The sequence below is a fragment of the Paenibacillus sp. FSL R7-0312 genome (assembly GCF_038004445.1).
Lineage (GTDB): Bacteria > Bacillota > Bacilli > Paenibacillales > Paenibacillaceae > Paenibacillus_AQ.
The window spans coordinates 7,656,995-7,668,762 of sequence record NZ_JBBORE010000001.1 but is presented as its reverse complement, the minus strand read 5'-3'; the positions used below and the strand labels follow the sequence as shown (position 1 = coordinate 7,668,762).

9 protein-coding genes and 1 pseudogene are annotated in these 11,768 nt (G+C 51.0%); 9 read left to right on the top strand and 1 reads right to left on the bottom strand.

What is annotated here, in order from left to right:
• Positions 1-382 precede the first annotated feature (382 nt).
• The 4 genes from MKX70_RS33135 (at position 383) to MKX70_RS33120 (ending at position 5,334) form a co-directional block, all read left to right on the top strand.
• On the top strand, positions 383-2,593 hold the full coding sequence (locus MKX70_RS33135; protein ID WP_340790260.1) for a Tex family protein: 2,211 nt from the start codon (positions 383-385) through the stop codon (positions 2,591-2,593).
• 503 nt (positions 2,594-3,096) lie between these two features.
• A complete protein-coding gene (locus MKX70_RS33130) occupies positions 3,097-4,011 on the top strand; it encodes a GNAT family N-acetyltransferase (RefSeq protein WP_340789783.1) in 915 nt (304 codons plus the stop codon).
• Positions 4,012-4,017: 6 nt separating this feature from the next.
• Positions 4,018-4,467 carry a GNAT family N-acetyltransferase gene (locus MKX70_RS33125; protein WP_340789782.1) on the top strand — a complete coding sequence of 150 codons (450 nt, stop codon included), beginning with the start codon at positions 4,018-4,020 and terminating at the stop codon, positions 4,465-4,467.
• A gap of 102 nt (positions 4,468-4,569) precedes the next feature.
• On the top strand, positions 4,570-5,334 hold the full coding sequence (locus MKX70_RS33120) for a hypothetical protein (RefSeq protein WP_340789780.1): 765 nt from the start codon (positions 4,570-4,572) through the stop codon (positions 5,332-5,334).
• 116 nt (positions 5,335-5,450) lie between these two features.
• On the opposite strand, the gene MKX70_RS33115 is transcribed toward MKX70_RS33120, so the two are convergent.
• Positions 5,451-6,419: an S-layer homology domain-containing protein gene (locus tag MKX70_RS33115; RefSeq protein ID WP_042233130.1), complete on the bottom strand. Its 969-nt coding sequence runs from the start codon at positions 6,417-6,419 to the stop codon at positions 5,451-5,453.
• A 288-nt stretch (positions 6,420-6,707) separates the two neighbouring features.
• Here MKX70_RS33115 and MKX70_RS33110 point away from each other — a divergent pair, with 288 nt between their 5' ends.
• The 5 genes and pseudogenes from MKX70_RS33110 (at position 6,708) to MKX70_RS33090 (ending at position 11,708) form a co-directional block, all read left to right on the top strand.
• Complete coding sequence (locus MKX70_RS33110) at positions 6,708-8,687, top strand: GTP-binding protein (protein WP_042233132.1); 1,980 nt, start codon at positions 6,708-6,710, stop codon at positions 8,685-8,687.
• A gap of 81 nt (positions 8,688-8,768) precedes the next feature.
• Positions 8,769-9,182, top strand: coding sequence for a hypothetical protein (locus MKX70_RS33105; protein WP_042233134.1), 414 nt, complete (start codon positions 8,769-8,771; stop codon positions 9,180-9,182).
• A 473-nt stretch (positions 9,183-9,655) separates the two neighbouring features.
• A complete protein-coding gene (locus tag MKX70_RS33100; protein WP_156122965.1) occupies positions 9,656-10,249 on the top strand; it encodes a hypothetical protein in 594 nt (197 codons plus the stop codon).
• Between the two features lie 111 nt (positions 10,250-10,360).
• Positions 10,361-10,759, top strand: a complete 399-nt coding sequence (locus tag MKX70_RS33095; RefSeq protein WP_156122967.1) for a hypothetical protein — start codon at positions 10,361-10,363, stop codon at positions 10,757-10,759.
• Positions 10,760-11,050: 291 nt separating this feature from the next.
• Positions 11,051-11,708 (top strand): annotated as a pseudogene (locus tag MKX70_RS33090) (Type 1 glutamine amidotransferase-like domain-containing protein).
• Positions 11,709-11,768 lie beyond the last annotated feature (60 nt).

The window sequence follows — 11,768 nt, the reverse complement described above, 5'->3', positions numbered from 1 at the left end:
ATATCAGCCAAAGCAGTGGAAGCGCATGGAATTAAATGACGTTTATCCAACTAATTCACTCAAATGCTCCAAAACAGCTAAAATAAGATACGTTTATCCAACTACTGTTGCAGAGCGGGTGCCTGAGGGAACCTTAAACGGGCAAGATATGTAAGGTAGGCTCCAATTAACCTTGGTAAGCTGCATATTTCGCCTTTCGGGCGAAATATGTTTTGGGATCCCGCAAATCTGCTGAGTTATCACCGGGTTGGTAGCTTGCGTTGCGGGGTACTTTACCGTGCCAAACTTTGGTCCTGCGGCAAACTGTGATAGTATTTTAGTAGAGAGTTATGAACTCAGACTGTGTATAGAAAGAGGGATATACTTGAGCGTTGATACTAATATGGCAGGTCAAGCGGCGGAAGAAGCAGCTGCCCGCCAGGAGCAGGAACTGATTACTGCAGCAATTGCGAAGGAACTGGGCATTAGCCTGAAGCAGGTACGGACTACGGTAGGGCTGCTGGATGAGGGCAACACGATTCCGTTTATTGCCCGGTACCGCAAGGAAATGACCGGAGAGCTGGATGAGAACGCGCTGCGCGACATCGAGGAACGGCTTGGATATCTACGCAACCTCGGTGAGCGGAAGAAGGATGTCATCCGCAGCATTGAGGAGCAGGGCAAGCTGACCCCGGAGCTGCAGGCGCAGATCATGAAGGCAGTGAAGCTGCAGGAAGTGGAGGACTTGTACCGTCCGTTCAAGCAGAAGCGCAAGACACGGGCCAGTGTTGCCAAGGAGAAGGGGCTGGAGCCGCTTGCCGATTGGATCATGGAGCAGCGCCGCCAGGGTAATCCTTATGAAGAAGCGGCGAAATATATAGATGCGGATAAAGGTGTAGACAGTGCTGAGCTTGCTGTCCAAGGGGCAATGGATATCATTGCCGAGAATATTGCCGATGATCCGGCCATCCGTTCCTGGGTGCGCCAGTATACGGCGAGCCAGGGGATTCTGGTCTCCGAAGCGAAGGATGCGGAGCAGGAGAGCGTATATGAGAATTACTATTCCTACCGTGAGCCTGTGCACAAAATGCCGCCGCACCGTATTCTGGCCATTAACCGCGGGGAGCGGGAGAATGTGCTGAAGGTCGGCATTGAGATTATTGCCGACAAGATTCATGCTTTCATTATCCGCAAGCTGGTGAAGGGTCCGTCCCCGGTCAAAGAGCTGCTAGAAGCAGTGACCGAGGATGCCTACAAACGGCTGATTGCACCTTCCGTCGAGCGCGAGGTGCGCGGGGAGATGACGGAAAAAGGGGAGGCGCAGGCGATTTCCATCTTCTCCGGAAATCTGCGCAGCCTGCTGCTGCAGCCGCCGGTGAAGGGCCGCCATGTGCTGGGCGTAGACCCGGCTTACCGCACCGGCTGCAAGCTGGCCGTTGTGGACGATACCGGCAAGCTGCTGGAGGTAGCGGTCACGTATCCGACGCCGCCGAACAATAAGAAGCAAGAGGCGGCGGCCAAGTTCAAAGAGCTGATTGCCAAATATGGCATCCAGCTCATCGTAATCGGCAACGGCACCGGCTCGCGGGAGACGGAGCAGTTCACGGCCGAGGTCATTGCCGAGGTCGGGAATCCTGAGCTGGCCTACCTGATCGTTAACGAGGCAGGGGCCAGCGTGTATTCGGCCTCCAAGCTGGCGCAGGAGGAGTTCCCGGACCTGGATGTGGCGGAGCGCAGCGCCGCCTCCATCGCCCGCCGCGTGCAGGACCCGCTCGCGGAGCTGGTGAAGATCGACCCGAAGGCGATCGGTGTCGGGCAGTACCAGCATGATGTGTCGCAGAAACATCTGGAGGAGAGCCTGAAGGGCGTCGTGGAGTCGGCGGTTAACCACGTCGGTGTCGACGTGAATACCGCTTCGGCCTCGCTGCTGTCCTATGTGGCGGGAGTCAATGCGACGATCGCCAAGAATATTGTGAAGTTCCGCGAGGAGAACGGCAAGTTCGCCACGCGCAAGGCACTGCAGAAGGTGCCGCGCCTGGGCGCGAAATCCTACGAGCAGTGCATCGGCTTCCTGCGTATCCCCGGAGGGGATAACACATTGGACCGCACGCCGATCCATCCGGAATCCTATCCGGTGGTCGACCGGCTGTTCCGTGAGCTGGGCCTCGATGTGGAGAGGCTCGGCAGCAAGGAAGTAGCACAGCAGCTCGAGGTGCAGGATGCCGCCGAGCTGGCTGTGAAGCTGGATGTCGGCGTGCCTACGCTGCGCGACATCCTGGAGAGCCTGCAGCGCCCGGGCCGCGATCCGCGCGAGGAGCTGCCCCTGCCGATCTTCCGCACGGATGTGCTGAAGATCGAGGACCTGGTTCCCGGCATGGAGATGCAGGGAACCGTCCGCAACGTGATCGATTTCGGCGCGTTCGTCGATATCGGCATCAAGAACGACGGGCTGGTCCATATCTCCCAGCTGAGCGGCAGCTTCGTGAAGCACCCGATGGACGTGGTCTCCGTGGGAGACAATGTCACCGTATGGGTGATGGGCGTCGATCTGAAGAAGGGCCGCGTCAGCCTCACCATGCGCCAGCCGCGCGAGGTGGCCGGCAGCGTGAAGTAGACCCACGATATCGCCGGCAGGTTGAAGCAAGGGCAGGCGGTATACGGGGAGTCTCTGGAGTCCGCAAGGAAGAATGCCGACATGTCCAGTGGAGTGGAGCACCCGGGCAACTGGATCTTGGACAGTCACTGTGGAGCTCCAGCAAACTAACCTATTAATAATGGCCAGCCAATGAATACAGCAGCAGAAGAAACGAATACGAAACACCACGGCTAATAACCAATCAAGATAGAATAAGACCCAAATCAGCACCAACCCAAGCACCAACCCAAGCACCAACCCAAGCACCAACCCAAGCACCAACCCAAGCACCAACCTGCTTGACCAGACGGACGGCTGCGCTTCCTTGACCAGGACGGCGCAGCCGTTTTTTGGCAACCTTAAATAGCAGAAGAAACGCTACAGGCCAAGCTGCGGTAAAGAATGGTTATAATTATTAATGATCTTAATCCCTCTTCTACACAGTGTTATGATGAACAAAAACAGAAGGTGGCGGACTGGTATTGAGCAATAGAGTGATCCGGAATTTCGGGCAGAATGATATGGCGGCGCTTGGGGAAATGTATGCGCAGGTATCGGCACAGGAGGATGTGCTTTTTTGGTGGGTAGGGGAGGAGAGCAACTGGAAGAATGTAATCTGTGCCTTTGAAGGGGACAAAATGGTGGCCAAAGGCCAGCTGCAGATTTTCAATGTAGTTCCCCCTGGACGTCTGCCTGGGAGCAAACATAAGATTTTTGTGAATCTGAAAACACTGCCCGGGCGTGAACAGGATATCGGACTGCTGGATAGTATCTACTCCCTTCTGCTGGAACGGGCGCATGAGCTAAAGGGAACACTGCCCCGGGAATACGGAACGGTTCTGTGTACGGGGAATTACGCTGCGGAGGAGAGCTGCAACACTTATTTCGCACAGCATCTGGGTTACCTGCCGCATAGCCGGTTATATACGCTCCATCGTGACTTGAACGAAACTATACCCGTAGTAAAGCTTGCGGCAGGTCTTGAATCAGCGTGGGTTCAGTTGGATTCGCCGGAGCAGAGAGAAGCTTATCTGGAACTGGAGGCGGAGATCTGGCCGGATACCCCGCTGGGCGTGGAACGTCTGATGGAATATCAGGAGCATCCGCTCTGGACATCGGCTGTTGTACGGGATGCAGGCAAGGTTGCCGGCAGTCTGATGGTCTGGCAGGAAGATCAAAAAGGGATTATCGAGGATGTGTTTGTCCGTGAGCCATGGAGAAGACGGGGGATCGCCAAGGCGTTGCTGGTCCGTGCCCTGGCGTATCTGAAGGAGCACGGGCTGGAGCAGGCGCAGCTTATCGCCATGACTACCAATGAATCGGCGCTGTCCCTGTACGAATCCGTGGGTTTTCAAACCGGACGGCAGGAGATCAGATTGTATACGGAGCTGGGATAATTTTATATGACTGTGGAACTAAAGCCAGTGTGTATTAATAATTGGTATGAATGCACCCAACTTACAGTTAAGCCAGAGCAGTTGAATGTTTTTCCTGCACCTGTGGTTTATTGGATTGCTGAATCGAAATATGTTGATGAATTTGAATTGCGTGCGATTTACTCAGAAGAGGTCCCCGTTGGATTTCTCGTATTTTGTACCCGTCCAGACAAGGATGATAACTGTTGGATTCCTGCCTTAATGATTGATCACAAGCATCAAGGCAAAGGTTATGGCAAGGCTGCAATGGAAACCTTGATTCAGCTGATGAGTGATTCCAATTGTACTAGAATCATGATTGGACACCGGCCAGACAATCTGATTGCGGGAAGAATGTATGAAGCTTTAGGGTTTCTAAAAGCCAGTGAAGAAGTAATTGACGGTGAAATTGTACGTCTGCTGCAAATCAGTAACTAGCCCCCTCCCAATGCTTACCTCCCCATGTGACAAGCGCCCTGCAACTATATCGGGGCGGGCAGCGTCTAAAAGGGTAAGAATAGCAGCATGAGGAGGGATATCATGTATAAGGCAAGATCCATTGGATTCGCTGCGTTAACGGCCGGAATGCTAATGCTTACAGCCTGCAGCTCAGCGCCGGAAGCGGCGCCGGGGACCACATCCACACCGGAGCAGACTCAGACATTTGCCCCAGCGACTGCTACGGCCGTACCATCGCTATCTCCATCCCCGGCACCGGCGGCAACGCCAGCTCCAAGTCCTGAGGCTACGGAACCAACTCCGGTAGCGGAAGACCCCGGACCGCCGGAGGAAGGCACACCGCCTACAGCGCTGGAAGCGGCAACCACAGTAATGCGGGCGCTGAAGAACGGGAATATGGAGACGCTCGCCGCGTGGGTACACCGGGACAGAGGGGTCCGCTTCTCCCCTTACGCTTATGTAGATGTTGATAAAGACATTGTGTTAAGCCAGGATGAGCTGAAGGCTGCCATGCAAGATCCGGTAAAGCGCGAATGGCGTGAGTTCGCCGGTACGGGAGAGCTGATTAAGCTGACCTTTGCGGACTACTATAAGCGGTTTGTGTACGATGCGGATTTTTCCGGTAAATCTGAAGTTGCACTGAATCAGGGCTTGGGCCAAGGAACAACTCTAAATAATCTCAATGAGGTGTACCCCAAGGAGACCCATGACTTCGTAGAATATCATATCGCCGGTATCGATCCTTCCTTAGAGGGCATGGATTGGCGCAGCCTGCGGCTGGTTTTTGAGAAGAATGGCCAGGACCATATTCTTGTAGGGATCATTCATGATCAGTGGACACCTTAACGTAAGGACTGAAAGCGCCAGCCAGTTATTCGTAAAATCGCAAAGAGCCGCATCCCTTGGTTATCCCAACGGTGATGCGGCTTCTTTTGACGAATATGCGTTTATAAATTTCTCACTTACATCCCTGCGGATGAAGCAGCAGAAGCTGAACCTGTTACAGATTTGGCTACCGCTGTATAACCTTCTGGCAGGTAAGTCACGGCGGTGGCACTGGAGATGACCTGCAGATTCATGGAGCCGGCAGGCGGTGCAGTCACTTTGAAATAGATCACTGCTGTTTGGTTAGCACCGAATTCAATCCGCTCAATCGACAGGCCGTAACCCGGGTTAGGCAGATTCTCAACCGTTACAGTGGCTTTGTTTACGCCTGTTGCCGCTTTTTCCAGTGTAACCGCTGCTTCATAGTCATTAACCGGAGCAGTGGCGCTGTCATCGGGAGTGATTACCTCTTTGGCAAATTTGGCTGCATCATAGATCAGGACTGCGGCTTCCGCGCGGGTAACCGGTTCATTCGGACGGAAGGTGTTATTCTTCTCTAGTGTGATCAGGCGGGTATTGACCAGAATCTGCAGACTGTTCATTTCTGCTGTAGACAGCTTGCCGCCATCTGTGATCTCCGCATACATCAGCGTAACCGGGAAATTCCCTTTACTCTGCAGCGCCTGGGTCAGCAAGTGAGCGAACTGGATCCGAGTCATTGCCGCATTGGGGTCGATGGACTTGTCCAGAGACAATCCGCTTTGCTTGGCAGCCACGAATGCGGAGGCATACCATGCGTTATCTTTTACCTTGTCGAAGTAATCGCTGGCTTTGCTGCCGGTAGTATTCTGCGGAGACAGCTTGAGGCCGCTGACGATGAACTGCAGGCCTTGGGCGTAAGTCAGCTTGGATTTCGGTGCGAACCTATCACTGGTAATTCCGTTAATGATGCCATTTTGATGAAGTGCATTAATTTTGGATTCGGAAGCATGGCCTTTCATATCCGAAAAGGCGGAAGCCGATGCTCCGAATGATACTGTTGCAGCCAGAATGCTGCACGCTAGAGTGATTTTTGTAGCGCGCTTCTGGAATGATTTATTCTTCATTGTGCCTCACCTCTTATACTCTTAGATGGCTAAAGGGGCCGAAATGTTGCAGGCAGATCTGATTAAGCTGAAAAATATTAGTTAGGCTGAGTGATGTTCGTCTGTACCCTAATTGCAGAAGACTCGTTCGTTGAGGGTAGTATCAGCAGACGGGAGGACTGTCATCCGGGAAAGTGCTTAACGATTGAACATTAGCGGCATTTGGCTGTACACTTGAAGCAGAGTCAGTAAACGGATTCAACTACTATCGGGCCATTCATAAATTCAGCTCATGACAGGAGAACATAGATGATTCAGCAGCAGGAGATTGAACGGATCAACGTGGGGATTTTTGCCCATGTGGATGCGGGGAAGACGACTACGACGGAGCATATTTTGTATGAGAGCGGGCGGATTCGCGCACTTGGCAGTGTGGACAGCGGAACGGCGTTGACGGATTCCATGGAGGTTGAGCGGCAGAGGGGAATTTCGGTGCGGGCGGCTCTGGCTTCGTTTACATGGCGGGGAGTGCAGATTAACCTGGTAGATACCCCGGGGCATGTGGATTTCCTGTCCGAGGTGGAACGCAGCTTGCGGGTGATGGATTGTGCGGTATTGATCCTGTCAGCAGTGGAGGGCGTGCAGGCACAGAGCGAGATGATCTGGAATGCGCTGCGTAAGCTGGGAATTCCGACGCTCATCTTCGTGAATAAAATGGACCGGATTGGCGCGGATCCAGCCGCTGTGCTAACACAGGCGCGGACCTATCTGTCCGGGGATATTGTGCCTGTGCAGCAGCCCTTCTATAGGGAACGGGAATACATAGGGGCGGCGGATTTGTGGAGTGAAGGCGCAGACGCGGCGGCGCGGACAGAGCTGCTGGAAGCGCTCGCGGAGCGGGATGAAGAGCTGCTGGAGCTGTATATGGCGGGCGGTACGGCAGATCTGGCGCGGTGGAAAAGAGAGCTGGCCGTTCGGACGGCTGCAGGAAGAATGTATCCGCTGGTGTATGGCGTAGCGGCCAAAGGTCTCGGTGTCACGGCGCTGCTCGATGCCATGACGCAGTATTTCCCCCGCGCGGGCGGGGATGCGGAGCAGCCTGTGTCCGGCATCGTGTACAACATCCAGCGTGACAAAAGCATGGGCCGCATGGCCTTCGTGCGCCTCTATCAAGGAACTATCCGCAACCGGGACACGGTGATGAATTATACGCAGGAGGTTCAGGGCAAGGTGACGCAGATCCGCAAGGTCGAAGGCGGACGCACCGAGGATGTGGGGGCGCTGGAAGCGGGTGACATCGCTGTAGTCTATGGGCTGTCCGGCGTGCGGATCGGCGATGTACTGGGCCGGCCGGAGGCCATTCCGCAGGAGGCCAAGCTTGCCGTGCCGCTGCTGACCGTGCGTGTCTTCTGGGGAGCGGATGCCGACGACCATAAGGTGATTGCCGCATTTCAGGAGCTGGCCGACGAGGACCCGCTGCTGGATACTCAGTGGCTGCAGGAGGAGCGGGAGCTGCATATCAAGGTGATGGGGCCGATCCAGCTGGAGATCCTGGATAGTGTATTGCAGGAACGATTCGGACTGAAGGTCACCTTCGGCCCGCCGTCGGTGATCTACCGCGAAACGCCAAGCCGCGCAGGAGAAGGCTACGTTGCCTACCTGATGCCGAAGCCGTGCTGGGCGATTCTGAGGTTCCAGATTGAGCCCGGCCCGCCGGGCAGCGGCCTCGTCTATGAATCATTGGTGCGCAGCTCCGATCTGTTGCCGCAATACCAGAACGAGACGGCCCGCCGCGTGCCGGAGGCGCTGCAGCAGGGTCTGCGCGGGTGGGAGGTTACCGACCTCAAGATCACACTGGTGGAGGGGAACCACCATGTGTGGCATACCCATCCGCTGGATTTTGCCGTGGCTACGCCCATGGCCATCATGGATGGGCTGGCCCATACCGGCACCAGCCTGCTGGAGCCGGTCCTGCAGGTGCGCATCGTCGTGCCTGAGGAGAACGGCGGCCGTGTGATGAACGACCTTGTGCAGATGCGCGGCACCTTTGAGCCGCCCGTGCTGCAGGGCGATCGGATGATCATTGAAGGCAGGCTGCCACTGGCAACCTCGCTAGAGTATCCTGTGACCTTAAGCTCCTACACGAAGGGGCGGAGCACGTTTACTTCCTTTTTTGCCGGCTATGAACCGTGCCCGCCGGACGTCACTGCTGAGCGTACCCGCCGGGGCGTGAACCCGCTGGATCAGGCCAAGTATATTCTGAGCGTGCGGAAGGCGCTGCAGGGGTAGGATGGGTAGAGAAATAGGCAGGGCGTGAGAATCAGTAGCATAGTATAACGAGAGAAGCAGCAGTGGAGAGGAGTGAACCGCATGTTCAGAAGCCTGAAGCGGCGAATCGACAATGCGAACCAAATGCAGCGAATGCGAAGCGAGAATCCAGTGGAGTTCCGGCGGGCACTGGAGAAGCATACCCGTGAACAGCAAGCCCCTGATAACACTCTCCCGGTACAATCCGGACCAGTTATCCGGTTTACCCGTTGGTTCCTCTACTTGCTGACTGCGCTCATACTGCTGGTCATTTTCCTCGGTGTGCCCCAGGCGGATAACCCCATATTTTCACTGCTTAGCTTCGGCCTGCTGCTGTCACTCCTGTATATGACGGCTGGTCTGGCCCATCCCTCTATTTTATTTTTCCGGAAAAAACGTTCCCGAATGTTTGCACTCGAACTGTTCGGGCTGATCAGCGGTTTGCTGATTCTTCTAATGACGGTTTTTCATACTTAGGAGGGAAGACTTGTGCGTGGGGATATAAACCCTAGGAAGCCCTAATAAAATCTTCGGGTTTAAGTGAATCTGGTAAATTTGGCCAACCAGGAATTTTCGCCAGCCTTAAGGTCGGACTTTCATTTTTTGAGCAGAGGCCAGAATAAGTAAAGTTCGACGGACCCGAACCGGATCGGCTCCCTTGCAGGCAATCCGAAGGAGGCAGGTGCCTTATTCCTGAGTAAGTACGAACAAAAATAGTCATACCGCTCACCTCGAGAGAGTTGGATTTACGTAAAATTACCCGTTGTCCCAACAACTATAATCTCGGAAAGGGCACTAGTAGCCAGCTTCATAAGGGGATGTATAATATCCTACCACTAATTGAGTATCCAATTGGAAATTATCTCAAATTTTGACTTTCCATTTTTTATGAGATAGAATAGGTTTTGAGATTGGCCAATCTACTAATATTTAATCGAGGTGCTATTTTGTTGAAATTGAGTAAATATTTTAAATTCATTGCAGTTTCTCTATCTCTCGCAATTAGTATAAACCCAATTTTCGCATTCGCATCTTCTTCCTCAGCAAATGTCACTGATCAAGCGGCAACAAACGTCCAAGTTATAAGTAGCGATCCTTATGAAGAAGGGTTGCTGGAATATCAAAAAAGTCAAATCAATCAAAACGAATCTGATCCTCAAGCAAGAGCTGGTATTGTTAGTTTAGTAAAAGTTGTTTTTAAACTTCTTGCTAAAAATGCAGATGACGTTGTTGTAACTGCAACAAAGAAAAACGTTACAACTACTCTCAAAAATCATGCAATTAAACAAGCTGTTGCACGAGGTATTACAGAAATAATGTTAGATAATATATTATCCGAAACTGCAGTATCAATGTTAAGAGTTTTAAAATTTGAAGATGTTCTAGGGCAATCAAGAATAATGTATGACCCTGGTAGCAAACTCACCGTTGTCTTATCTTTGGTTGACAACATCATAATTACCACTTACGTTGACAATGATAATACTATGCCAAATAGAGTTAATGCAGGTCGTTGGAAGCCTTCAACATTTACTTTTAGATAATATAATTATTAGTTATTGGACTAGGCATTTTTATAGTTGATATTGTTTTTAATCAGTGAACAATCGATTATAGATTTGCATAGTCCTTTAACTGTTAACGGGGGTATTACTGTGGCTAAATTACAAGACCATTATGACAATAATAAATTTTTGGATTTGGAATTTATTTATCGTGATGTGAGACCTGATCAAGGCTGTAGATTTATTGTTTCAAATACTGAGAATAGAAGTATTATAGATAGTCAAATAGGATGGACGAACTTTACCTTAAATAAATTCATTGAAATGCTTATTAATTTTCCCGTGATCTCATACAATGGTTATTTTTCACATTATGATGAATCGTTTGAATGGAAATGGACTCAGCAATCTGATAAAGAGATGTATTTAATTACAATTTATTCTTCGGGCAAAGTATTTACTTATTACAGCAGTATTAAAGACATTCAGGAATTTGGAACAGCGGTTCTTAAGGATATTGATACTGCTCAAGATTTAGATTCAATATAAAGAACCAACACAACAATTCCAAAGACGACAATTAAGAAGATGATTACAAAAAAATCGTCCTAAACTCCTCGCTCCTTCCTCGCCATACATCATCTAACGGGCAGTTTAACGTGCAAACATATTCCACATACTACAATTCTAGGTTATGGTAATGTAGGATTGAATTTATGAAAAGTGTTCATGGGAGTGCAAGTGAAATAGCTGAAGAACCGTTCATCTTTTTAGCGAGTATAGTATGTTTTATCGTTAAGAAGGGATGAATGTAAATAATACATATGGAGGTATCTAAGTTTGAGTGCTCACTACTATTTCAGTTGGTTTAATAATTATTTTCCAGAGAAGCTGGTCCATTGTTTGCATGAGGATATACAAGACAGACAATCGCTTGTCATGATTAGCGCTGACCCGTCTGGTTATACAGATGAGCAAATTAACTTTGATGATATTTCTGAATGGACATGGCTCTATCAAGCTAAATGAATATCATTTCATTGATTACCGTATGCAGAAGGAGGATGCCCAGAGGTTCATTCACAACGCTTCTGTCATTTTTTTATGCGGTGGGTATCCTGCTTTGCAGAGCGATTTTTTGACGGATTATGAATTATTAGATGTTATTAAGAACAGCGATGCCGTTATACTGGGTGCCAGCGCCGGTGCGTTAAACATGGCTGCCAAATGGTTAAGCCTGGATAACACTGGCGATGAAGTTGAAACAAGTACGATTTATGAGGGAATTGGCTTTGATCCTTTTGCCTATGAATCCCATTCTCAACGTGACTACGCCACGTTTGTTCGAGGCTACCTGTTCCCTTTGTCTGAAGAGATTGATGTATATGCGGCAGAACAAGAGAGCGCTATACGAGTAAAAGACGGCAAAATAGCAACAATGGGTCCTATATATTTAATTTCCCGCTCAAAGATTCAGAAATTGGCTGAGACGCTCTAAAGGCTTACGGCGAGTCATCTCAGGTTTCCTAACATGGAATACGTGGAAGTAAAAAACAGA

Excerpts from the sequence above, each read along its gene's own strand:
- MKX70_RS33110 (WP_042233132.1), top strand. The coding sequence starts at position 6,708 with ATGATTCAGCAGCAGGAGATTGAACGGATCAACGTGGGGATTTTTGCC.
- MKX70_RS33120 (WP_340789780.1), top strand. The coding sequence starts at position 4,570 with ATGTATAAGGCAAGATCCATTGGATTCGCTGCGTTAACGGCCGGAATG.
- MKX70_RS33105 (WP_042233134.1), top strand. The coding sequence starts at position 8,769 with ATGTTCAGAAGCCTGAAGCGGCGAATCGACAATGCGAACCAAATGCAG.
- MKX70_RS33125 (WP_340789782.1), top strand. The coding sequence starts at position 4,018 with ATGACTGTGGAACTAAAGCCAGTGTGTATTAATAATTGGTATGAATGC.
- MKX70_RS33135 (WP_340790260.1), top strand. The coding sequence starts at position 383 with ATGGCAGGTCAAGCGGCGGAAGAAGCAGCTGCCCGCCAGGAGCAGGAA.
- MKX70_RS33115 (WP_042233130.1), bottom strand. The coding sequence starts at position 6,419 with ATGAAGAATAAATCATTCCAGAAGCGCGCTACAAAAATCACTCTAGCG.